This window comes from Arthrobacter sp. HMSC06H05, assembly GCF_001807395.1.
Lineage (GTDB): Bacteria > Actinomycetota > Actinomycetes > Actinomycetales > Micrococcaceae > Pseudoglutamicibacter > Pseudoglutamicibacter albus.
In genome coordinates, this window is sequence record NZ_KV788980.1 from 150,622 (window position 1) to 174,197 (window position 23,576).

Genomic DNA, 23,576 nt, shown 5'->3' on the forward strand with positions numbered 1-23,576 from the left:
CGGTGTTCCCGGGGCTATTCTGCTGCCGCTGCGGTTGCTGTTCACCGGTGTAGTCGCTACTCGTGGCCGCTGGGATAGTTAGTTTCTGCGGCGCCCCGTCTCAACCTGGTCTGCGGCGGCGGACTGGTCGCACCTTGCATCGGAGGGTGAAGGACCTCGTGAAACTAGACATGTCATGTCTAAGGACATTTTGGACGCGGAGTCCATTGACTCTTTGGACAGGATGTCTAGTGGCTTTTTGGACGTCGGCGGCGGTGGAATATCCGGATGGCTATTCCATTGCACAAGCTCAGAAAAGTCGCAGATTTCGATCCCGTTCGTGACGGCAAAACGATCACACAGTTTTGCAAAGAACTTGGTATCTCGCGGCAGACGTACCACAACATCAAAGACCGGATAGCGCAGAAGGGACGATCTGGCATCATGCCGGATTCGACTGCCCCGAAGCACCCGGCTGGAAAATTTGAAGACTTCCGACAAGATCGCAGTCGTCCACGCCAGGCAAACGTTGATGGAGCAGGGCTTGGATTATGGCCCGTGGTCGATCTACTACTTCTTGTTCGACTCTGTCGGTGCCGATCGGACCCCTTCGCGTTCCACAATCGCTTTGTGGCTACATCAGCTGGGGTTTGTCGATGCTAATGCCCGCAAACGGCCGCGGAGTTCCTATAAGCGCTTCGCCCGCGATTTCGTTGGTGAACTCTGGCAGATCGATGGACTGGTCTATCGTCTCTTCGACCGTGCTCACACGCTTGTGACGATCTACCAGGTCATCGACGACGTCAGCAGATTCGATGTCGGAACCAAAGCGTTCGCGTTGCAGGAAAACGGTACTGATGCCCGCGCCGTGCTGGCCGAAGCGTTCGCCACTTACGGCAAACCCCAAGAGATCCTTTCCGATAATGGCGATGCGTTTGCCGCCTACCACCGTGGATATCTCTCAGCGACTGAAACGTGGCTCGCCAGCGAAGGCGTACTGGCAATTGCTGGGTTCGCTGCGACAACCCAGGGAAAAGACGAGCGCTCCCACCGCACGCTGACCCAGTTTCTAGACGCGCGTGGCCCCATCAGCCTTGCCGAGGTCAACACGTATCTCGCTGAGTATCGGCAGGTGTACAACGAGCGACGACGGCACCAGTCACTGTTGGTTGGCAAAATGCATATCACTCCACGCCAGGCCTTCGAGACCTTCCCCAAGGCTCCTTCGCCCACGCAACCACTCGATCCTGACCAGGTCTGGGCCCGCGTACTGGCCTACAACCAGGCACACAATCTGCAGGCAGCATCCGAAATGAGAAACGGCCCCGGGGAAGCGGCAACTTCACCCGAGGCCAGCACCGATGACATGGCAACCCAACACGGCATACCTCCCACCGATACCCCACACTAACGGTGCCAACGACACAACCAACAAACGATTGGTATATCCCAGACCAGCTCCGCGTGAGCAAAGACGGTGTCGTCCGAGTGTGTAGCTACGGGCTCTACATCGGCTTGAGATTCAAAAACCGCAAGCTCTACGCCACGGTCACACACGATAATGTCGCGGAGTTTTTCACAGCCCACGACGGTGAGTTCCTCTTCAGCGTGCCACTACCAATCACACTGAGCCACAGGCCACCAGGTGGGCAAATCAACATCAACCTCGTTGAAGGGATGAAGCACCGCCAATCACCCCGGATGAACCCGAAACTATCCAAACCCCGACCGAAGCGCAGACCACAATAGTGATCCGCTAGAAAGTGTCCAAAAACTCCATGGACTCCGTGTCCACCAAGTCATTGGACTCCGTGTCCAAAAACTCTATGGACATAACATCGTGAAACTAGACACCCCGTCTCCGCTTTTGTTAAGTCTCGGGACATCGTTCTTATCTGCACCCCACTACCAGGCCCCCGAACGAAGCCTACGGCTTCTCTCTCGATGTATATGCAGCGCCGTGCTTGCCGTCACCACGCAGTCCAGTTGCAAGACATAACCGGCGGCCGAGAGATATCGTGACAATCGTCACGGGGTGGACAACCCGAGAATTCTCACCGCAGAGGAGAACAGCTGATGGCCAAGTCAGTCTTCATCGACGCAAATACATACCTTTCGTTCTTTCGCCTCTCAAATAATGACCTGAATGAGATCAAGAAGTTGCTTCAAGGCGTCAAGTCAAAGGAATTGACCTTGCAAGTCACTAGCCAAGTCCGCGATGAATTCGACAGAAACCGGGAGGGTGTTATCTTCGATGCGCTGAAAGAGTTTCGTGCCCAACAAGTTCCGAAGAGCTACCCGAAACTCATACATGGATATTCAAAATATGAGAACCTCAAGAGACTGGCCACAGATCTGCAAGAGCTGCGCAATGACATCTTGAAGGACGCCGAGAAAGATGCTCGAGAATGCAATCTCGAAGCAGATCGACTGATAAAACAAGCATTCGAGTTTGCGAATGTGATCAACTGTGACGATAAAATTCGGAAGTCTGCCCGAGAGCGCATGGATTGTGGAAATCCTCCCGGAAAGAATGGCTCATACGGGGACGCTATTAACTGGGAGGCCCTCTTGGCAGAGGTTCCAGACGATGACGATCTCATCATCGTCTCTGAGGATTCTGACTACACCACCAAGCTGAACCCAGACAAAATGTCCCAGTTCTTGATTGACGAATGGGAATCCTCGGGTCGCAATGGAGACCTCACCCTTTACAAGACATTAAATGAATTCTTTAGGGCGCATTATCCGGACATTGAGCTGCAAATTGAGTTTGAACAGGATAAATTCATCACTGCCCTCGAGACGTCTCCAAGCTTCGCCAGCACACACGCCGCAATTGCGGGCCTCGATCCTCGAGAGTCCTACACGGGATGCCAGAAGAGACGGATTATCAAGGCTGGCGTGGAGAATGATCAAGTTTATTCTATTGGCGAAGATTACGACGTGAAAGACTTCTACTGCGCCTTCCTGGACAAAAACAGATCTGAACTTTCCGACGCAGAGAAACGCCACTTTAGTGAGCACTTCGCATGGACCGATCCTCAGGAAGGTTAACCGGAACAGCCTGAGCCGCGATCATGAAGGCGGGGAGCCATTCTCAACTCACTAAGAGCCGGGTGACGCAACGTGGGTCTATCTCCGCCGTGCGAGGACCGGTATGCCGATGGCAGTGAACGTTCAGACTTGACGGCATGGTGGCATGGTTGCAGAGGTGAAGGCTTTGGCTTGTTGTCCGGCGAGGAGTCGGGTTTCGCAGTTGGCTTGGATGGCGCTTGTTCGAGGGCGGTCACGTGGGCGTCGAGGTCTTCGATCGTGGTGGCGGTGATGGTGATGAGGCCGGTGTAGCGCAGGGTGCCGTGGCCGGCGGTGAGGTCGGCTTCTTGTTGGAGGACGTCGTGGTATTCGGCGGTCTGTGAGGCGTCTTCGATCTGTCCGATTTTAGCGCGTTGGGCTTGAGAGCGCGCCGGTAATGGAATAGTTCCTCGCGCTGTCCTGCGGGCGTGGTCCCGACGGCTCGCTCGACCTCATGGAACCCTGCGTTCGTCAAGCACCGCTGGGAGGCCTTGTTCTCCAGGAGCGTGCGTGCTGTCAAGGTTCGCAGTCCACTGTTGCGTGCGAAGCGCGATGCCAACTCCAGGCCCCGACGAGCGTGCCCTGCTCCCCGCGCATCGGGATGAATCCAGAACCCGACCTCGGCCGCCTCGGAGCTGACGTCGAAGAGCACCATGGACCCCACAAACCGGTCCGCCTCGGCGTCGGCAAGTGCGAGGACTGCCAGCGTGCCGGTCGACAGACCCACAGCAACCTCGTCACGGATCATCCGTCGCACGGAGTCGGGAGTGTAGTCGGGCTCAGGCAGGTGGCCGAAACGCCGCACAGCTTCGTCCCTGGTTCCGGATGCATACGCTTCTGCATCCCAGTCGGACAGGGCGCGTAGGCGAGTGTTCTCAAAGGTGATCGGGAGGGTGGTAGTATCCAGCATGCGCTAAACCTAACATAGAATGGATAGCTAACTGAAGCGTGTTTGGTTAGGCTGGTGGGGTGAGCTACTGGGAACACCGCAAACCTGTGCAACGTCTCCGCGCAGTGGACATCGGGGAGGTTGCGAGGGCATCGGTACGGTTACTAGACGAAGGCGGGTTGAGGGCCCTCACCCTGCGATCTGTGGCGCAACAGGTGGGTGTCGCTCCAGCCAGCCTGTACTCCCGCGTCGAATCCGTCGACGATCTGTTCGACCTCGCCCTCGACACAGCGCTTGAAGACGATCCGGTCATGTCCGACTCGATCCGTAACGCTGACCTGCCTGCCCTGATGCAGGCCTTCTTCGCGCACCTCACAGCCCACCGGTGGGCCGGTCGGGTCATCGGTATGCGCGCTCCCAGGGGCCCGGCGTACCTGGCCCTTTCTGAGCGAATGTGCGTCCTACTCGAACAAACAGGCACCCCGGACCCGCTCGGCACTGCCTACCGACTATCCAATTTGGTGATCGGTTCCGCTCTAACTGCTCCGATGGCGCCTGACGAGAAGCATGTCACCATCGACCCTGAGCAAGCTCCGACCTACGCGCGACTCCACGCGCAGCACCACATCAGCCCGCAGGAGATCCTTGCCGACGGAATCAGCGCTCTCCTCGCCTCGCCCTCCAAGCCGGGTGCGCTTTGAGGGCGAGGCGAGGGAATGCCCGCAAGACCCCTAAAGATTAGTGGGGTCGGTGGCGCAGACGCGGAGGCGGTGCCCGTCGGGGTCAGTGGCGACGAACGTGTAGCCGAACTCCAGGGTGGTGGGTTCCAGCGCGATCGGAAAGCCGAGGGTTGTCCAATCGTGGTAAAGCTGGTCGACATCATCGTGGGTGGCGTAGCTCATGGATAGTTCGACGCTGCCTGGTGTGCCGGTGGCGGCGGGGTCGATCTGGTCGCGGGTCTGCAGACCGATGATGACATTGTCGGTGAGGGCGAACACTGCGAAGTCTTTGAAGGTCTCGATGGGCTCCTTATTCAGGGCTTGACGGTAGAAGATGGTGCTGGCCTCGACGTCGGTGACGTAGAGGATCACGCTAGTGGGTGCGAAGGCGGTCATAGCTTCTCTCTCTGTGAGCGCCCCTTTTGGGGACGATTTTGTCGTTACGCTTACGAAGCTACGGGTGATAGGTGACATCTTCTGTCATGTATCTGTGCGAGTATTGGGGCATGCGAGCGGATCGGTTGTTGTCGATGATCTGGCTGCTGCGTACCCATGGCGGGCTTTCGACGGCAGAGTTGGCGCAGCGCCTGGAGGTGTCGCGTCGTACCGTGCTGCGGGATGTGGAGGCACTTTCGGCTGCCGGGGTGCCGGTGTACTGCGAGCGCGGCCCCCACGGCGGTGTCCGCCTGATGCCGGGCTACCGCACCGATGTCACAGCGCTATCTGAGGACGAGAGCCGCGCGTTGTTCTCCGCGATCTCATCGTGGGGCCCTGATTCGATTGGCTTGGGTGACGCGTTCGCCTCGGGGGTGCGTAAGCTGCTGGCTGCGGTTCCCGACGCCCATCGTAACCAGAGCCTGGAGGTTGCGTCGCGGATCGTGATTGATCCTCAGGGCTGGTTGCCGCAACCTGATGCGTTGCAACCTGGGGAGGCATTCGCAATCCTCGAAGCCTGCGTGTTCGCCCGTCAGCGGTTGCAGCTGACCTATCGCTCACGCCAAGCCACACGTGCACAAGAGCTGATCGTGGAACCGCATGGTCTGGTGTCGGCCGGCAGCGACTGGTATCTATGCGCCAGCACCGAGGGAACGGTGCGGTTCTTCAAGGCAGTCCGTATCGAGCACGCCGCCCCGTTGGCTGAACCGTGCTCCGGACCTGACCTGGATGTGGCCCAAGCATGGCGAGAGCACCGCGGCCGGTTTCTCGACCAGTTCACTCCTGTGAGTGTTGATGCCTGGCTCCTGGCCGCACGGTGGGACGACGCGCGCGAGTGGAGTATCCGCACCAAGCCGATGGATGCGTCCGGGAGCCCACCGGGTGAGGGGTGGCGGCCCGTGAGCCTGGAGTTCATGGACGACCTGCACGCGGTCACCGTCCTGCTACGCCTCGGCTCGGACGTGCGCATCGAAGCCCCCGACGACATCAAAGCCAAGCTCCTGGACCACATCGATCAGGTCGCCACGCTCTACCGCTCGTGATCCTGCTCCGTACAGGGGCCTCTGAGCACCCTGATCTCAGCCAGCTGTAGCCACCATCTGGAGCTGCCAGGCCCCTTGCAGATCGAGGTTAGGAGGCTCCGGCTCACCTGTGTGATGGCCAGGTGAGGGGTGGTTTGGCTGACGATGTCGATGCGGGTGATGTCGGCTGGTGATGGCTACAAGTACTTGCTGCGGACTGTAATGTGTCGGGACATCGTTCCGCTGAACTGCTTCCCATTAGTTGGACTGAGAAATCAGTTACCGACTAGTGGGGAGCAGTTCATCAACGAACAGGCCCTTTAAGCGAGACGGAGAAATGTGAGCGTATTGAGCAAGCTCGGCGAGAGTCCACTTATGTGAAAGATCTCTGCGCATCTCTGTGATGGCGGAATGCACCTCAATTCGTTGCGTCCCATGATCTGTTTTGAATGTCATGGGACAGCACGTGTGTAGGCGAGCGAAATGATTGCCATGATCCCGAAAGCTGCAGCTGTGAGAGGGAGAGCTCCGATACCAGCGGTTGAGAGGATGCTGCCCCCAACCGCGGCTCCGATGGCAACCCCGAGGTAAGTGCCGGAAGTGTTCAGCGCCAGCGCTTGGCCCGAGACGGGACCGGCGAGGTGGTGCAGGCGGGCTTGGATTGCTGGGGAGGTCCAGAACGCCATGCCGCCCCACAGCGTCGCGACGACCAGCACGAGCGGCAGTGGAGCGGGTCTCGCTGTCCAGAGCACCCAAAGGACGATCATCGTGGCGACGATCGTGCCGATACCGATCAGCAGGGTTCGATTCGCGCCGAGGCGGTCGGTAGCGATCCCGCCGAGCCAGATGCCTCCAATGCCGGCGATCCCGGAGAGGCTGAAGGCGAGTGCGCGTTCTTCGATGCCTGCTGTTGTGGTCTCGGCCAGGTAGGGGGCGAGATATGTGAGCATCATCATCGAGTCGGTCATGAGCAGGCAGTTCGCCATCAATCCGAGCGAGATCGGAGCTCGCCGCAGGATGCGGAACTGATCGGCCAGGCGTGGAGTGTCGTCGGTTTCCTCGGAGCGGGGCAGGGTGCTGAGCACGAGGAGGAAGACGAGAGCCCCTGCGATGGCCATCGTCGCGAAGGTCGCTCGCCAGCCGAGGACGCCGCCGATCCAGGTGCCAAGCGGCACTCCGGCTGAGATCGATCCAGTGACGCCGAGCGAGACGATGGCGAGGTACCTGCCGACCTTCTGCGCTGGTGCGTGACGGGCGGTGAACGCGAACAGCGCCGGGGTCATCGCCGCAGCCGTCAACGCAGCGGCAACGCGCAGCGCCGTCAACACCGCAAACGAATCAGTGGCCGCGGCGGCGAGGTTTGCGGCCATGAAGACAGGCAACGCGGTCGTGAACAGTCTCCGCCGTGACACCGCCGCGAGAACGACTGCCGCGACCGGTGCGGTGAGGGCGACGGTCAGGGAGAACATGGTGACCAGTTGTCCGGCCTGGCCCTCGGTGACCCCAAGATCGGCCGCGAGTTCAGGCAGGATTCCGGCGATCACGTAGTCGTCGGTGTAGAGCACGAACGCAGCGGCCAGCAACGTGAACAACCAAGCAGGCATACGCATCACCCGTGACGCGCGTTCGCGAGCAGCATCCGCAGATGTGCCCGCAGGACGGCTCGCAAGCGTTCGACGCTCAGACCGCCGTGTGGCGTCACGGTGTCCAGAGTCAGCCCGCCGATCACGGCGGAGAGCTGCGCCGCAGCGAGGTCAGCGTCCGGCACGTCGAGGGAGTCGAGTGCGTCGCGCAGGACCGCGTGAAGGTCGGCGGCCATGCGCGCGGACATCACGCGGAACACCGGCATCGTTCGGGAGGCCATGATCAGTTCGACCACCACGATCGCCTCGTCCCGCCGTGGCTCATCGACCGGCATGACGGTCTCGACCAAGGTTTGCAGGGCGTCGAGCGCCGCCTCACGTGTGAGCCCGCGCAGTCCTTCGGCCGGATGGGCGGCAAGACGGCGACCCATCCGGGCACCCGCCTCCTCCGCCGCAGCAGTGAGCAGATCGTGATGTCCGTCGAAGTAGTGTCGCACCGAGCCGATGTTCAAACCGGACTCGTCAGCGACCTTCCTCAGCGACACGCCCTCCATGCCTTCGGCCACCACGAGGCGGAATGCCGCCTCGATGACCTGCTGACGACGCTGCTCCGGGTCGATCCGTGCGGGCATGACGCTTACTTCCTCTCCCTGATGACGCCGGCCTCGTCCCACACGGGCTCGCTGCTCTCGTAGACGTCTCCGTCGGCTCCGAAGACGAGATAGCGATCGAAGTCTCGGGCAAACCAACGATCATGAGTTACGGCCAGAACCGTGCCCTCAAACGCCCTGAGTGCGTGCTGGAGAGCCTCGGCGGAAACAAGATCGAGGTTGTCGGTCGGTTCGTCCAGCAGCAGCATCGTCGCTCCGCCGAGTTCCAGCAGCAGTACCTGGAACCTTGCCTGTTGCCCGCCCGAGAGCGAGTCGAAGAGTTGCTCTGCGGACTTCGCCAGCCCGTAGCGCGCGAGTACCCGCGAGGCGTCCTCTCGCGGAAGGCCAGTACGGTGCTCATCACCGCGGTGCAGGATGTCCAGCAGTGTGCGGCTGGCGAGGTCGGGCCGGCTGCGATTCTGAGCAAACCATCCCGGCCGTACCCTCGCACCGAGCCGTGCTGTGCCGCCGTGCGGCACGGGTTCGATCCTCGCATCGGTCACGGGCTCCTGGCCCGGTGCGGGCTCAGTGCCCCCCGGCCGCGAGCAGGCGCAGGAAGTGCGACTTGCCCGACCCGTTCGAGCCGAGCACCCCTACTCGATCACCGAAGTACGCCTCGAAGTCGAACGCGCGCATCAGGCCCGTCAGCTCCAGCGCCTCGCAGGTCACAACACGCTTCCCGGTCCGCCCACCGTGCAGCCGGATCTGAAGGCGTTGCTCGCGAGGCTGTTCTTGCGGAGGCCCGGCCTCCTCGAACCGGGTCAGCCGGGTCTGCGCTGCCCGATACCGGGAGGCCATGTCGGAGTTGTAAGCGGCCTTCTGCTTGTACATGAGCATGAGCGAGCGCAGTTTCGCGTGCTCTTCGTCCCAGCGGCGGCGCAGCTCGTCCAACCGCTGGAACCGCTGTCCCCGCGCACGGTAGTAGGTATCGAACCCGCCAGGATGCGTCCATGTGGTGTTGCCCGCCGCGCCGAGTTCCAGCGTCACGAGCGAGGTCGCCGTCCGGGCCAGCAGCTCACGGTCGTGGCTCACGTAGAGCACGCCCTTGCCCGTCGCGCGCAACCGCTCTTCCACCCAGCGTTTGCCCGGCACGTCCAGGGAGTTGTCCGGCTCATCCAGCAGCAGCAGATCGTCCGGGCCTCGCAGCAGCGCCTCCAGCGCGAGCCGCTTTTGCTCACCACCAGACAATGTTGACAACGACCGGTGGCGACACCGCTCGAAGGGCACCCCGAGAGCGGCGACCGTGCAGACGTCCCACAACACCTCGGCGTCATAGCCGCCCACCTCGCCCCATGCTGCGACTGCCGACGCGTACGCTATCTGCGATTGAGTGGTGCCCTGCTCCTTCATCAGGGCCTCAGAGCGTGCGAGCTGTACGGCAGCATCGCGGATCGCAGGCTGTGCGACCGACAACAGGAGTTTGCCGACTGTTGAGCCGGTGACGAACTGGCGCATCACACCCAAGCTTCCGTCACGGGTTACCGTGCCGGAGTCCGGCGAAAGTTCGCCAGTTACGATCCGCAGCAGCGTACTCTTCCCGGCGCCGTTCGCGCCGATCAGGGCCACCCGCTCGCCCCCGCTCACTGCCAGCGAGGTATCGCGCAGCAGCGGTCGACCATCGGCCAGCGTGTACGTCACAGACGCGACATCAAGATGAACCATGACCCAATACTATCACACCTGTGATAAATACCGGTTGGGCCTGCCAGCCTGCTCACGTGATCAGGTGCTTCTCGTAGTGAGGCTCAGGACGCGCGCATCCGCACCTCGGAGTTGCCACACGTCTTTCAAGCGAGGCCCGAGCAACGTCACCCTGGGCTGAGACTGGGCTCCAGCGTCTCCAGCAGCGCACCTGACCGATGCGAACCCGTCCCGCGGGGACGGGACCAGGGAGGAGCTGGCCGCATGAGAGTTCTGTCATTGGATCGCGCTGAGCGATCCGCGGTCGCGCACGAGATCCGCCGCTACCAGGACTATCGAGTGCGTATCGGTGACGACCTACACGCCTCCCATGTGCTGGTGGGGCATGGAGAGACCGATCCTCCCGATATTACGCCGCAGGTCGTCTGACCCTTAACCCACTTTTTCGGTGGACGTGCCAGGACATCGTTCCACCTTTTTGGGTGCGGCCATAGCTGAGCTGGGCCCCATTAGTTGGACTGAGAAATCAGTTACCGACTAGTGGGGAGCAGTTCATGTTCGCGAGGGCCTTCGATCATGAGCTTGGCTCCGCCGGCGCACCACAGGACGCCTTTGAGGTAGTGGTCGTACTTCTGGGGTGGTCGTTCGCCGCGGGCGTTGTTGGCGTCGAGGTTGGTTTGGACTCGCAGCCTGGTCTCGGCGTCGACGAAGGGCCGGTGGTCAGGCCGTGTCTTCCTCACGGTGGTTGGTGCGTCTGGTCGCGAGGCCGACGCCACCCAGGACGACCGCAAGCCCAATCCACTGCAGGAGCGAGGGCTGCTGGCCGAAGAAGGACCACGCCCACAGCATTGTGACCGGTGCAGTCAGGTAGAGCAGAGTGCTGGTCCTGGTGGCTCCCACCTGGCGTAGGCACCAGATGAACGTGGCGTAGCCGCCGAGGCCAGACAGGAGAACCAGCCAGCTGATTGCCAGCACCAGTACCCCCGTGACCTGCACTGCAAGCCCGTCGGTCAGGAGGGCTATGCCGCTGAAGATCACGGCCGCAACGCTCACTTGCACGGTCAGGCTGGTCACCACGGGCACCTGGGGCTTCCACGAGCGTTCCAGCAATGAGGCCATGGACAGTCCCAGCAGGCTCACTACCACCAGGCCCACGCCTCCCACCCCCACTGCGCTGATGCCTCCCACGCTCAAAGCGACGCCAACCAGAGCGATGAGCAGGCCAACCCACTGGAGGATGCTGACTCGGTCACCGAAGAAAATGCGCCCCGCCGCGGTCACGAGCAGCGGCTGGAGTGCACACACCAGCGCAGACACGCCGGCATCAAGCCCCTGTTCAGCAGCCAGGAACACACCGCCCAGGAAGAACACGTGAGACAAGACGGCCAGGACGACCTGCTGCCACACCTCGCGTCGGCTCAGCGCGCGGAAAGAATCACGCACCGAAGGAACCAGGAGACACCCGACGACCAGTAGAAGGGCCGTCATCAGATAGCGCCAGGCCAGCAGGGACCACGCCCCCAGGCCTGTCCGGTCCGCCAACGTCGCCCCGACAAACCCGGAACTCCACGCCACCACGAACGCCACACACATAAACCATCGCATGCGAACAGCTAAACATACCGGTCGGTATACTGTCAGTGCACCACAGCCGAATGGGGGACGGATCATGCACATCGACCTCGAGGTCTTCGAGCCTGTCGACACCACACCGGTCGGCCACAGGGTTCTCGATGCTGCCTCGGAACTCTTCCGCGACCACGGAATCAGGGCCACCGGTGTTGACAGCATCGTCGAACGCGCTGAGACCACGAAGAGGACCTTGTATCAGCGCTACGGGTCCAAGGATCGGCTGGTCGCCTGTTACCTCCAACAACGCGCGCACGTCTGGCAGGGCAAACTCCTGGAAGCCTTGACCGGCGCCTCCCCAGCCGAAGCCCTGGAGGTCGTCTACCGGCACACTGCTCGGTGGGCGACCGGCACCCCTCGCGGTTGTGCCTTCGTGAACGCTTGGGCCGAGATCGGTGCCAGCGAGCATGAGGCAGGCGATTTCGTTCGGGCGGAGAAGGCCTGGATGTTGGCCTTGTTCACGCAGATCGCCGGTGGCGATGAGAACACCGGCGCCCTCCTGCACCTGCTCCATGAAGGTGCCCAGGTCACCGCGTCGATCCAGGGCGACCCACGGGTGTTCGCTCAAGCCTGCGCCGCATCACAGGAACTCTTGGCCCAACGGTGAGGAGTCCCTCTCACAGCAAGCTCGAGTCGCGTTGCGCTCTTCAACCAACCTCTCCGGGCAGTACGCTTAGTGAGACAGGGCTCGATCACTGCGCAGGAGGAGGGCGATGCCCATGAACCCGACAAGGCATGCAGCCGCTGCGAAGCCAGTGAAACCTGGTACCCACAGCTCCGCGGCAGGGTTCACGGGCCATGAACGCCGCGTAGATGCCGCCTAGCAACGTGACGGAGATCAGGCTGTCGAACTCGTATGACACTTCCTCGACGCCCGAGGGCGAGTACAGCTCGTGAAGCCATTCGGCATCGTCGGCGTTATGCGGACGGAGCCGAAGCCGCAACGCCACGTTGCAACCTTCGCTGACAAGCCATTGATGCCCAACCTAGCTTGACATTCTGAAGCCTTCACGGGTCGCCGTGGTCGCGGCGAACATGCACTAACCCGAGGGCGGGGCTGCAGGCGGTCGAGTCGTTACGGGTGCTGGCTGACACGTTGGAGTTGCGGCAGATCGAGCTGGACCGGACGCACGGGATGGCGGCACCTGGTCGGTGTCCCGCTGCCTCCATTGCAGAAATTCATGGTCTGGTTTAGCCTGTTCCAGACCGGTAGCGCCACTAGCCGGGCGTTCCGCTAACCCGCATCGAAGATGATCACGAAAGACACCATGAACGTCTCTGAATCTCCGATTAACGGCATCGACGACGCGAAGTCGGGCAACGCTGCGGTCCCGTTCCGGGAAGGTATCGCGCTGTTGTGGTCGTACTCGCGCCCACATCTTCGAACCCTCATCATTGGTGTGTTGCTGGGGTTGTTCGCAACGGCGATCGCGCTCGCGACACCGATGGTCACCAAGTGGGTGCTCGACTCGCTCGGCACTAATCTCGATCTCACAGGTCCAGTCACGGTCCTGGTGCTGATCCTGATCGTCGGAGTCATCGCGAACCTCGCCCAGAGCGTGCTACTGGGTAGGCTCTCAGAGCGCATCGTGCTAGATGCTCGCCGTGGCCTGGTCAGTCGATTCTTGCTGGCGAAGCTGGAGCAGATTCAGCGCTTCCGGTCCGGCGAACTCGTCACCCGCGTCACCAGCGACACGCTGCTTTTGCGGGAGGCGACGACGAATAGTCTCGTGCAACTCATCAACGGCCTGGTATCCCTGGTCGGAACCATTGTGTTGATGGCGATCCTCGATTGGCCTCTCCTGCTGGCCACGCTCCTCGCGCTGGTCGTGGTCGGCGTCTTGTTCGGTGTGCTCGTTCCGCAGATCGGTAAAGCTGACAAACGCGCACAGGACGCCATCGGAGATCTTGGTGCGACGTTGGAGGGCGGGGTGCGAGCCTTGCGTACCGTGAAATCCAGCCGTGCCGAGCACCGCGAGATCGCACGGGTGAACGCAAAAGCCGAAGAATCTGCCCGCCACGCGATCCGATCGGTCTGGTTCTCGGCACTGGCGTGGTCAGTCGCGGGCGGCGGGGTGCAGCTGGCGATCATCGTCATCCTCGGCCTCGGCGCAGGACGAGTCGCGCTCGGCGAGCTTGCTGTGTCCACTCTTGTCGCATTCCTCATGTATGCCTTCAACATCGTTGACCCGATCACCTCACTGGCAGGGGCATTCTCCACCCTCCAGAGTGGCCTCGCCGCCGCCGCACGCATTCGCGAAACCGAACACCTCGAACTCGAAGACACGCACGCTCGCCCCGCCGATGCACCTGCTCCTGTGAGCAATCCTGATGCCCCAGTGCTTACGCTCCGTGCGGTCACAGCAGGCTACGCCGACGCAGAAACCCCCGCGCTGCGCGACGTTACTCTCGCCATCCCGCGCAAGGGGCACATCGCACTCGTCGGCCCGTCCGGAGCGGGAAAGACCACCGTCTTCTCACTACTACTCCGTTTCATCGACCCCACCTCAGGGCGACTCGAACTGAACGGTGTCCCGTACGAGCACTTGAGCATCGATGATGTCAGGTCAGGCATCGCCTACGTCGAACAAGAAACACCCGTGATCCCCGGCACCGTTCGTGACAACGTGCTCTTCCGCGCGCCCGACGCCACCGATGAGGAAGCATGGGAAGCGCTCGCGTCAGTACGTCTCGATCAGAAGATTCGATCCCTCAGTGACGGGCTGGACACTAACGTTGCCGAGACCAGTCTCTCCGGTGGGGAGCGTCAACGCCTTGCCGTCGCACGAGCCCTGGTTCGTCGCCCGAACGTGCTCCTGCTGGATGAAGCCACCGCCCAGCTCGACGCGACTACCGAAGCGGCCATCCAGAACCTCATCGCCACCGCTTCACGAGAAGGTGCGGTCGTCACCATCGCACACCGCTTATCCACCGTGCTCGATGCAGACCAGATCATCGTCCTCGAGAACGGTCAGGTGCGAGACGCAGGAACCCACCGCGACCTCCTCACTCGTGACACCCTCTACCAAGAGTTCATCTCCGCACTACACATTCACACAAGCGCCGACCTTCCCCCGGCCGAAACGTTAAAGCAAGCCCGACCCAGTTCTCCGGACACTGATCGTGCGTGAAACATGGATGGCGTGAAAGCACGACAATCACGCTTACCTCATACTAGTCTGGGGAGCACTATATCCCCCACGCCTCTCCACGGAAGCGCACTTGGGGGATTTTTTCTATCCTTCAACGTGGCAGGCTGGAAACGGCTCATTGACGCTACAGACGGAACAGCTCTAATTTCCTGCAGCTCCCCGCCGCGTCGCCAGTAAATCCCAGCTAACCGCCACCTTGAGCGCGCACGGACAAAGGCCGGTCCGTCATCTCGACAGGCAAGCTCCTCATTCCGTTAGATACCCCAGATAAAGTTCTTGACCACCAGTTCTAGAACATCTATTCTGAAACTATGGCAAGACCACGGGAGTTTGATACGGCGGCTCTCCTGCAGCAGGCGGGTGAGTTGTTCATTAGGCGGGGTTTCACTGCGACCTCGATCGACGAGGTCGTGAAAACTACGGGCGTGGTGAGGGGAAGCCTGTATTCGATCTTCGGTTCGAAGCAAGGCATTTTCGTTGCGGCCCTCAAACATGCTGCAGACAAACACAGCGACGACGACGGTCCTGGCCGCGGGGCGTTGCTTGACCTGCTCAACGTCGCTGTCTTTGAGATCGCACCCCACAACCGTGACGTCGCGGAATTGGTTCAGCGCATCATCCACACCAACGGGATTACAGCTCAAGCGCTTGGTCAGCGAGCGCTCGAGCGGGCTTGCCTCACCGAGGCAACCGGCTAGATCTATAGATTTTGAAGAAGGAGAAACGCATGGCTCGCAACAAGGTTGAAATTCAGGACGGGGAGCTCATCGTCACCCCGCGCGGCTTAGACAAGATGTGGTCATTCAAGAGGGAAATCCGTGTGCCGCTGGCACTTGTTCGCGGGGCTACGTTCGACCCGGGTGTGGTGACGGAACCGAAGGGCATCCGTTCACCGGGGCTGAATACGGGGGGTAAGAAGGTGTCGGCGACGTACCGCAAGGACGGGGAACGCCACTATTGGAACGTGACCGGCGCATCGGATGTGCTCGTGATCGAACTGGACCCGACGTTTGAGTACAGCCGCCTCATTCTTTCCGTTGATGATCCGGTTGGTTTGGAACGGCGCATTAACGAGACTGTCCGCGACCGCACACAATGAACGATGGCGGCCGCGGACAAATTTGAGGCAGGTGCGGGCTACTCGTTGAATGGGACGACGTCGAAGCCCAGGAGTTCCACGCTCATGCCGCGCTGCTCATCGTCGCCGTGATCGCGGGCCGGGCGCGCATCAAGCCATGCCTGGAAGTGCTCGCGGGTTTCCCAACGGGTCACAACAAAGTAGCGGTCCTCCCCGATCTGCGGACGCAACAGTTCAAACCCTTGGAAACCTTCAGCGGTGTCCACGGCTTTCTTCCGTGCAGCGAAACGCTGCTCGATCTCGGCTTCGGCCCCTTCGGGGTATGTGAGTGCCGTGATGTTGACGAACGTCATCTGAACCTCCCTAGACGGCGGCGGTGTTACGCGCCGCGACGTGATTCAACCTACTAAACAAGGCTACCGATGTTTCCTGAAGTTTCGCCAAGTGGTGGCCGCGGCTCCGCTCAGGTTCCGGTGTGGGGCGGGCGTGGGCTGTTGGATGGTCATGGACCGCGGTTTAGTACTTCTCGTAGATGTGCGCTAAATGCGGAAACTCAGGGAGTTTGCCTTCATCTCGGATGAAGGTGCAAAAAATAAGGGCTGTATCGTCAATTCTAGTTTCTAGGACACTGTCCCCCTTCTTTGTGGGTCTCCCGTAGAGGTAGCAACCTTCGCCGCGGAGCTGTACCTCATTTCGGTAGAAGTGTATGCCCTTTTCTGGTCCGCGCTTATCTGGCTTGAAGCAAAGAGTTTGGGCGCAACCGTTTGGGATAGCGTCATTGCTGATGATCACGAAAGACTGGTCGTTGTTTGACGCCAGTTCCTGAATTTCTTCTAGCGCCCACCTGATCTGTCCGTAAGACGTAATCGGCGTATCTTCGAAATCGTCAAGGGAAACATATATTTTCCACCCGTCGGGGACTCGCGCGGTGTAGTCGAATTCGGGCACTGGGACCGGCGGAGCAGCCTCCGGCTCGACATGCTCTTGCTCATCTTGTTTTGTGGTGCTGAATATTTTCTTGAAGAGGGAGAACATGGTGACCTTTCTGTCATTGTTCGACCCTTGCCACACTAGCCCAGACCCCTAGCGAGCGCCCCGATTCGATTTCGGGTCCGAGGCACCGGACAAAACGTACTGATTGTGCACAGTTATCACTTAGCATGAGAGCAAATCTCAGCAGCTCACCTTCGTTCGTATAACTAGTGGCATCCGCCTTTCCACGACCGCCAAGGTTCGGCTGTTGAACGCGGGAAGTCTGGTAGCGACGGAGGGTTTAATGAGCGAAACCAATTGGAACCTGGTTCCGCTTACGCCTGAATACATTGAAGATGAGCATGGCGGCTACGTTGCGGAGCTTGAGAACGCGCTTAAGAACGATGAAATCCGCAACATTGCTCTTTCGGGGCCTTACGGTGTCGGTAAAAGCAGTATCCTTCGCGAGCTGGCGCGGAGGCTTAAAGGTCGCGTCGTGGAACTTTCGCTGTCGACGCTTGCAGCCACCAGACCGCCCGAATCAGAAGAGTTAGACGAAGCGGTCCCGATACAGGCCACGACAACTACGAACCGCATTCAGCAGGAGATCGTCAAACAACTGCTTTATCGGATGGACCCTGCCAAGGCCCGAGCGTCCAGGTTTCATCGAATCGAGCGCTTTCGCTGTCCGCGGGCGATCGGCATAGCTACGCTCTTCGGCCTGTTCATCACCATCGCATTCTTGCTGACCGGCTGGACTGAACGGATTGCCACGACTTTCGATGCACTAGCCAGCTTCGGAGCTTGGCCGCATTTAGTTATTTGGGGTGGGGCCACGGCTGCATTGCTTATTTTGCAACGGCTCTTCTACGGGAAGATCCAGATCAAGCAACTCTCCGCGGGAACCGCTAGCGTCACGCTCGATGACAACTCGGTTTCGTACTTCGACCAGTACCTCGATGAGATCGTTTATTTCTTCACCGTAACCGACCATGATGTCGTGATCCTGGAGGACATCGACCGCTTCAACGATTCACACATTTTTGAGACGCTCCGTGAGCTCAATATATTGCTCAATGCATCCCCGCAGGTTAAGAAAACAATCCGTTTCATCTACGCGATCAAGGACAGCATCTTTGACCAAGACCGACTAAGGCAAGAAGGCCGCCAGGTCGAGCCAGGTGCATTCTCCGTTGACGGTTCCGTGCACGCCGAGGTGGCCCTAGCGAACCGCACCAAGTTCTTCGACCTAATTATCCCGGTTGTACCATTTATTGCGCATCACAATGCCCGAGACCTTCTGAAACGATTGTTGGGCGATGACCATGGGGTGGAGATAGACCTGGTGGATCTAGCGGCGAAGTACCTGCCCGATATGCGGCTACTGAAAAACGTTTGCAACGAGTTCATCGTTTTCCGCGATCGCATAATCTCCACTGACAGCGAGCAACTCAATCTTGATGAGACTGAGCTGTTTGCGATGATGCTCTACAAGAACACACACCTTGCAGACTTTGAGAAAATCCGTCTCGGCACAAGCAACTTGGACAAGCTCTACAAACTCAGTCGCGAGTTTACAGCTCAGAACATCCAACGACTCGAGCAAGAAATACATGAGCGTGAACTGCAGATAGATAGTACGGAACTTTTAGATCGCAACTCTGTGGTTCTACAACCATTAGAAATCGATGACCCAGAAGAGTACGATTCGCTTTCACATGATGGACTTTCCGAGTATGAGGAACTAGTAGCCGACACCATAGGAAAACGGGAAGATATCGCATTCCTGCGTGGTGCAGATCTGAGCGGTCTAATAAAGCGTCCAAAGTTTCATATGGACATCAAAGAAAACGCGACGTCTCTGCATAAAGAAACACTCACAAACGATAAAATTGCCAGCAAACCCTTTAGCTACTACGCCAAAGCTATACTCAGCCCCGGTTTAGCTTACGAACTTGTCCGTACTGGATATATCAATCGCAGCTTCACGTTATTCACCTCGAGATTCTACGGAGTCAGTGTGAGCCCCGCGGCGATGAACTTCATCATCCACCACGTCGAACCACGACAAATGGAGCCTTACCTCGTGCTTGCCCCACAGGATGTCGATACCGTAATTCGGGAATGTGGCGAGAACGAATTAGCAGAACCAGGATGCTACAACATTTCCATCCTTGATCATCTCCTTGCAACCGGCGACAATAAAGCCAATATCTTGTTTCAACCATTGGCGCGGCCAGATCAAGATGCAACAGATTTCGTGAGGATCTACCTGCTTCACGGTACGCATCGCCCCGAATTCATTCGACAACTCACGCCGATGATGCCAGCGGTGCTTTCACAGCTCGCGAGGCTACCCCTAGACGAATACTCCCGGCAAGAACTAATGGATATCGCTCTGGCAAGTCTTTCACTTCCAGAGGATGACGTTTTACCGTCATCACAAGTCCTCTTCGATAATGGCCTCGCTGAGCATCTCTGGGAACACTACGCTGAGTATTCCGTCCTCACGAAAGACGGGACGCCCGAACAGGCGAAACGAATCGCCATGCTCTTTGCCGATAATGATATCCAGGTGCCTAAACTGCGCCCCCTCTCAAAAAACGCACGCACGGCATTCATCTCGCGAAGCCTCTATGACATCACGTCTGAGAATCTAGCCATCGCTATTGACAATGAAGAAACCGTGGCACTTGACGCCATTCAAGGTAAAAACGAGGCGGTATATGACTACATGCTCAAGAACCTGTGTGAGTACTTGAAAGCTGTTGATGGTTTCTCGTCAACGATCGACAAGAATGAACAGTTCATCCGGATACTTGAGGACCTACTCAAGAAGGACGAAAGCCAAACCGCGGAAGAGCCGATTCCTATAAACGAAGTGATTGAACATGCTGCGCGAGAATGTCAGGTCCAGGACCTTGCGGACATCTCCGACAAAGCATGGCAGGCGTTGGCTTTGCATAGGCATTTCCCCGCTACGTGCAACAATCTGAGCCAGTACCTTGATGCGTTCGGCATCGAAGAAAACCTTGCTTCACTACTCTCTCACACGGTCGAGGTCACTGAAGTTGACTCAGTCGACGCACAGGAGAAGACCGATTTAGCGATTGAGATTCTTGCAGCAAAAGAGCATTTGCCAAGCGCTTCTATTCGCGCCGACCTTGTAGCGAGCTTGCAACTAGGCCACCCTCTCAATACTGAAAAGATTGATGCTGAACCAGGCGACTTATTTGCGTTACTCCTCCAGCACAACATCATCTCCGACAACGGCACATCATACGAGCACCTCTTGACTGCCGACTGGCCAACCCGTAAAGCGTTTATCCTCAGGTCAAAGAAATTCACAAGCTACATGACACCCGAGCTGCTAAAGCCTGATCTTGGAGAAATTCTGTCTGACGATGACCTCAACGATGAAATCAAGCAGACAATCGTTGAAAATTCTGAAGAGTATGTGGAAATTGCCGATCACGACGAAATAAATAAACTCGCACGTCTTACTTTGGCATATGAAGAGATTGCTCCATTCGAGGTCATCGCAAAGATGGCGCAAAGGGGTGTTCTTGCTGAGCATGTAATCAGACTCCTCAACCCCCATCTTGACACCCTCGATATTGAAGAGCTCCACTCTGTTTTGCATGATCTAGGGGGCTACTACCGGAAACTGACTATAAGGGATGGCTCCCGTCCACGTATCCCTAACACAGAAGAAAACCGTACCCTCCTTAAGTTTCTAGAACAGCACGGGAACATAAGTTCCTATGACAGCGAAGCCTCATCCATCAAGGTTTATATGAGGCGCAAGTAGCCTGTACACCTGCAGGCGGAGGTGCCCTTCTTCGTTACATGAAGCGAGAAGTCAGCCGCTGCCGTTTAGGGATGTCCGAAATGAGGTCTAGTAGCTCCTTAGGCGGACCCGGCGAGGACTATATTGCCCAGGAAACCCGGCAGCGCCCGTTCCCTCCACCCCTACTGTCTCGTTCGCCACCTAAGCTTTTGGCATTCCAGCATATTTCAGGGCACATCTGTACGGGCTTTCGGAACTTTCGCGCTGGCCTATTCCCATCGGCAAGACCCTCCATTACCTTCAAAGAAAGGACCGCCGAAAAGAAAACGGATCAGGAAGGAAACCATATGTCGTGGAGAGAAGGCTGGACCAGTGGGAATCTCAAACAAGATGGGATGGGCCCGGGTTTCACACGATTCACTACGGATGAGTTCAAACGGCTTAGGATACAACACAACGTCATGGTGTTAGTTGGTAACGGCTTCGATATTCAAGCACTCCATGACTATTCGCAGCCCGTGGATTCCCGTTATGCATCTTTTTACTACTACCTAAAGATGCGCAGTTTCAATCCTGAGAATAGGATTTTCCGTCACATGGAGGAGGCGCTAGAACAAAACCATCCCAACTGGAGTGACGTCGAAGCAGCTGTATCCTTCACCTTGAAGAAGGACAAATCTCAGGCAGAGAAACTCTTATCCGACTTACAGGAGATCCAGGCAGCCTTCGCCCAGTTCTTGCAAATGGTTGCTCCGAGCCGTCTCTTAGACAAGATGGGGGCCGATGCCCGCGAATTTGGATGGAGCCTCAAGAGTTTATCAGAGTTTCTCCGTGATTTCAGGAATAAAAATAGCTTCAGATTATTGAGCTTCCCGCGCAAGATCGACCACTACAATGCCTTCAATTTCCTGTTCGTCAACTTCAACTACACCACAATTCTGGATAACTATATCTACCTTGATCAGAAACAGTTTGACCCACTTATGCATCAGACTGTTGACACAAACTTCAGATTTAAAACTGACCCACGCGGCTTCTTAGACAGTAGCTGTTTCAAGAACCCTGAGAACGATCGCGACAACGGCTACTCTGGCTACGTCACCAGCCAAGTACTCCATCCACACGGAATTTTGAGCACTCCAAGGTCATTACTGTTTGGCACCGATGCAGAGGACGATTACAAGGAGAAACGCACCTCAACTGACCACTTCAAGAAGCCATACTGGTCGCAGGCACACACCCTATATCGAAACCACTTTGACCAAGCCGACCTATTTATTATCTTCGGTTGCTCACTCGGGGAAACAGACGGTTGGTGGTGGCGCAACATACTACGTGCACTCAGGACAACGAGATGCCAAACGCCTTTAGGCAATACCTCAGCAGTTTCTAGCTGGACGGGGAGTATAGATTACGAGTTCCCTGAGCTGATCATCTACCGCCGGCAAGATGGCGACAGACACACAGTGGAGTCAGTAAAGAACAAATTCATCGAGGCAGCAGACGGTCTTTCAATGTGCTTCGAGGATCGCCAGAGAGTTCTCAGTCGCATCCACGTCATCCTCTACGATGACCAGACCCCCCGTACATTCCTAAACACACGCCGTACACGCTAGCATTCCAGCCCTAGCGCAGCTGAGAGATGTGATGCGAGGAGCACCTGGCCACCACGCTATGTGACGAAATTGCGGCTTGCTACTACTTACGGGAAACCTAGCCAATGCAGATATGGTCATTTCTTGCATCCCCGAGGCAGTCACGGAAGACGTGGGCCCCATAGCTACTCTCATCCGCGAGAAACATGGCGATGTCTTGCCCTCTATACATCCTTTTGCTGTTAGCGGCTAACGGAGCCAATTTAGCTAACCCGACTAGCTACCGTATTCTTCGCTTCCCCCTCCACTATGGCGTTTTGGCAGGGCAGGCTCTGTACTCAAAAGAACCGTCACACAGGATAGACTGAACGTGTTCAGTGAACACGTTCAGGAGGTTTCCGTGGCCCCTACTCGGACAGAAACGAGGCACGCAACCCGTCGCGCCGTGTTGGAAGCTGCAAGTCGCCTATTCGGCGAGCGCGGGTTCGCTTCCACGACGATTCGCGACATCGCGCAAGAAGCGGGCGTGAGCGTCGGCACCGTCATGGCCGCCGGGGACAAAGAAGCCCTCCTCATCGAACTCTTCGATGGCCTCATCGATCAACGCCAACAGCGCATCGACATCCCCGTCTTAGATCCCAACAAACCGTGCGGAGAGAGTGCGGTGGCCATCGTGGAGCCGTTCGTCACTCTCTTCGAGGAACGCCGCGACCTCGCCCGCACCTATGCATCGATCCTGGTGAGCGGGCGCCACACCTCCGTCGTCTTCACCGACCTCGCACGCCGACTCATCACAGTGTTCGAACAACTCATCACCGCCCACGGGTGCACAAACCCGGCAGACACACGCGGGTGGGCCGAAGCCCTTCATTCTACCTACATCGGCAACCTATTCATCTGGGCTTCCACCACCGAGCAGTCCGGCGCCGACCTCCTCACCCAGCTACGCAAAGTCTTCACCGCAATCTGCCCACCAACAGGAAGCAACTCATGATTTTGATTCCCTCATCATGGTTACCACCAGCACTCTTAGCAGCAGTCCTCCTCATCGACGTTGCGTTATCAATCCGGCCAGTCCAGTTCATCCGCTACTGCCTCCACGGCGTCCGCTTTCCCGAAGAATGGTGGTGGTCCCTACTCGTCATCAAGGCGCTTGCAACAGCCGGGCTCATCGCAGGGATCTGGATGCCAGGACTAGCTTTCGCCGCAAACAGCGGCGTGATCGTCTACTTCCTCTGCGCAGCCATAGCCCACATCCGCGCGAAAGCAACAGGTTCAGCCTTCTGGATCAACTGCCTTGGAATGCTCGCCCTATCCTGCGCCACACTAGCGTTGAGCCTCATCTAGCTGCAGCACCTACCGCACTG

General features: G+C 58.3%; 20 protein-coding genes and 3 pseudogenes. 13 read left to right on the forward strand and 10 right to left on the reverse strand.

Annotation, left to right across the window (positions count from 1 at the left end; all coding sequences use genetic code 11):
* Nucleotides 1-463: 463 nt before the first annotated feature.
* Nucleotides 464-1,390, forward strand: coding sequence for a DDE-type integrase/transposase/recombinase (locus HMPREF3160_RS10080; protein WP_218078964.1), 927 nt, complete (start codon nt 464-466; stop codon nt 1,388-1,390).
* A gap of 665 nt (nt 1,391-2,055) precedes the next feature.
* Entirely contained in the window at nt 2,056-3,036 is a 981-nt protein-coding gene (locus tag HMPREF3160_RS04800) for a PIN domain-containing protein (protein ID WP_070507334.1), read from the forward strand.
* Nucleotides 3,037-3,159: 123 nt separating this feature from the next.
* Here the strand turns inward: HMPREF3160_RS04800 and HMPREF3160_RS10175 are convergent.
* Nucleotides 3,160-3,494 (reverse strand): annotated as a pseudogene (locus HMPREF3160_RS10175) (SCO6880 family protein); the annotation flags it as partial.
* Between the two features lie 26 nt (nt 3,495-3,520).
* A pseudogene (locus tag HMPREF3160_RS09625) lies at nt 3,521-3,964 on the reverse strand (GNAT family N-acetyltransferase); the annotation flags it as partial.
* Nucleotides 3,965-4,023: 59 nt separating this feature from the next.
* On the opposite strand from HMPREF3160_RS09625, the gene HMPREF3160_RS04805 reads away from it, so the two are divergent.
* The gene (locus tag HMPREF3160_RS04805; protein WP_256173987.1) at nt 4,024-4,644 is read left to right on the forward strand and encodes a TetR/AcrR family transcriptional regulator; all 621 of its coding nucleotides are present in this window, start codon (nt 4,024-4,026) and stop codon (nt 4,642-4,644) included.
* 30 nt (nt 4,645-4,674) lie between these two features.
* Here the strand turns inward: HMPREF3160_RS04805 and HMPREF3160_RS04810 are convergent, their stop codons facing one another.
* The gene (locus HMPREF3160_RS04810) at nt 4,675-5,058 is read right to left on the reverse strand and encodes a VOC family protein (protein ID WP_035756255.1); all 384 of its coding nucleotides are present in this window, start codon (nt 5,056-5,058) and stop codon (nt 4,675-4,677) included.
* A 71-nt stretch (nt 5,059-5,129) separates the two neighbouring features.
* Here HMPREF3160_RS04810 and HMPREF3160_RS04815 point away from each other — a divergent pair, with 71 nt between their 5' ends.
* Complete coding sequence (locus HMPREF3160_RS04815) at nt 5,130-6,140, forward strand: helix-turn-helix transcriptional regulator (RefSeq protein ID WP_218078965.1); 1,011 nt, start codon at nt 5,130-5,132, stop codon at nt 6,138-6,140.
* 431 nt (nt 6,141-6,571) lie between these two features.
* Here HMPREF3160_RS04815 and HMPREF3160_RS04820 read toward each other — a convergent pair whose 3' ends face one another.
* The 3 genes and pseudogenes from HMPREF3160_RS04820 to HMPREF3160_RS10310 form a co-directional block, all read right to left on the reverse strand.
* Nucleotides 6,572-7,723 (reverse strand): MFS transporter, encoded by a 1,152-nt coding sequence (locus HMPREF3160_RS04820; protein ID WP_070507417.1) that lies wholly within the window; start codon nt 7,721-7,723, stop codon nt 6,572-6,574.
* Nucleotides 7,724-7,728: 5 nt separating this feature from the next.
* A complete protein-coding gene (locus HMPREF3160_RS04825; protein WP_070507336.1) occupies nt 7,729-8,334 on the reverse strand; it encodes a TetR/AcrR family transcriptional regulator in 606 nt (201 codons plus the stop codon).
* 5 nt (nt 8,335-8,339) lie between these two features.
* Nucleotides 8,340-10,014 (reverse strand): annotated as a pseudogene (locus HMPREF3160_RS10310) (ATP-binding cassette domain-containing protein).
* Nucleotides 10,015-10,257: 243 nt separating this feature from the next.
* Between HMPREF3160_RS10310 and HMPREF3160_RS10000 the strand changes: the two are divergent.
* The gene (locus HMPREF3160_RS10000) at nt 10,258-10,422 is read left to right on the forward strand and encodes a hypothetical protein (RefSeq protein WP_176744704.1); all 165 of its coding nucleotides are present in this window, start codon (nt 10,258-10,260) and stop codon (nt 10,420-10,422) included.
* 101 nt (nt 10,423-10,523) lie between these two features.
* Here HMPREF3160_RS10000 and HMPREF3160_RS04835 read toward each other — a convergent pair whose 3' ends face one another.
* Complete coding sequence (locus HMPREF3160_RS04835) at nt 10,524-10,733, reverse strand: hypothetical protein (RefSeq protein WP_070507338.1); 210 nt, start codon at nt 10,731-10,733, stop codon at nt 10,524-10,526.
* Nucleotides 10,714-11,586, reverse strand: a complete 873-nt coding sequence (locus HMPREF3160_RS04840) for a DMT family transporter (protein WP_070507339.1) — start codon at nt 11,584-11,586, stop codon at nt 10,714-10,716. The genes HMPREF3160_RS04835 and HMPREF3160_RS04840 overlap by 20 nt, the downstream gene beginning before the upstream one ends.
* Nucleotides 11,587-11,662: 76 nt before the next feature.
* Here HMPREF3160_RS04840 and HMPREF3160_RS04845 point away from each other — a divergent pair, with 76 nt between their 5' ends.
* The 4 genes from HMPREF3160_RS04845 to HMPREF3160_RS04860 all read left to right on the forward strand — a co-directional run bounded on the left by HMPREF3160_RS04845 (nt 11,663) and on the right by HMPREF3160_RS04860 (nt 15,873).
* The gene (locus HMPREF3160_RS04845) at nt 11,663-12,229 is read left to right on the forward strand and encodes a TetR/AcrR family transcriptional regulator (protein ID WP_070507341.1); all 567 of its coding nucleotides are present in this window, start codon (nt 11,663-11,665) and stop codon (nt 12,227-12,229) included.
* Between the two features lie 661 nt (nt 12,230-12,890).
* Nucleotides 12,891-14,753, forward strand: coding sequence for an ABC transporter ATP-binding protein (locus HMPREF3160_RS04850; RefSeq protein ID WP_083285444.1), 1,863 nt, complete (start codon nt 12,891-12,893; stop codon nt 14,751-14,753).
* 332 nt (nt 14,754-15,085) lie between these two features.
* Entirely contained in the window at nt 15,086-15,472 is a 387-nt protein-coding gene (locus tag HMPREF3160_RS04855; RefSeq protein ID WP_070507343.1) for a TetR/AcrR family transcriptional regulator, read from the forward strand.
* 29 nt (nt 15,473-15,501) lie between these two features.
* A complete protein-coding gene (locus tag HMPREF3160_RS04860) occupies nt 15,502-15,873 on the forward strand; it encodes a hypothetical protein (RefSeq protein WP_070507344.1) in 372 nt (123 codons plus the stop codon).
* 38 nt (nt 15,874-15,911) lie between these two features.
* Here HMPREF3160_RS04860 and HMPREF3160_RS04865 read toward each other — a convergent pair whose 3' ends face one another.
* Both HMPREF3160_RS04865 and HMPREF3160_RS04870 read right to left on the reverse strand, forming a co-directional pair.
* On the reverse strand, nt 15,912-16,205 hold the full coding sequence (locus HMPREF3160_RS04865; RefSeq protein ID WP_070507348.1) for an antibiotic biosynthesis monooxygenase family protein: 294 nt from the start codon (nt 16,203-16,205) through the stop codon (nt 15,912-15,914).
* A gap of 163 nt (nt 16,206-16,368) precedes the next feature.
* The gene (locus HMPREF3160_RS04870; protein WP_070507350.1) at nt 16,369-16,887 is read right to left on the reverse strand and encodes a hypothetical protein; all 519 of its coding nucleotides are present in this window, start codon (nt 16,885-16,887) and stop codon (nt 16,369-16,371) included.
* 241 nt (nt 16,888-17,128) lie between these two features.
* Between HMPREF3160_RS04870 and HMPREF3160_RS04875 the strand changes: the two genes are divergently transcribed.
* From HMPREF3160_RS04875 to HMPREF3160_RS04890, 4 genes are all read left to right on the forward strand, one after another.
* Nucleotides 17,129-20,635: a YobI family P-loop NTPase gene (locus HMPREF3160_RS04875; RefSeq protein WP_141739833.1), complete on the forward strand. Its 3,507-nt coding sequence runs from the start codon at nt 17,129-17,131 to the stop codon at nt 20,633-20,635.
* Between the two features lie 326 nt (nt 20,636-20,961).
* The gene (locus HMPREF3160_RS04880) at nt 20,962-22,230 is read left to right on the forward strand and encodes an AbiH family protein (RefSeq protein ID WP_070507352.1); all 1,269 of its coding nucleotides are present in this window, start codon (nt 20,962-20,964) and stop codon (nt 22,228-22,230) included.
* A gap of 379 nt (nt 22,231-22,609) precedes the next feature.
* Entirely contained in the window at nt 22,610-23,203 is a 594-nt protein-coding gene (locus tag HMPREF3160_RS04885; RefSeq protein ID WP_070507420.1) for a TetR/AcrR family transcriptional regulator, read from the forward strand.
* The gene (locus HMPREF3160_RS04890) at nt 23,200-23,556 is read left to right on the forward strand and encodes a DoxX family protein (protein ID WP_070507354.1); all 357 of its coding nucleotides are present in this window, start codon (nt 23,200-23,202) and stop codon (nt 23,554-23,556) included. The genes HMPREF3160_RS04885 and HMPREF3160_RS04890 overlap by 4 nt, the downstream gene beginning before the upstream one ends.
* The last annotated feature ends 20 nt before the right edge of the window (nt 23,557-23,576 follow it).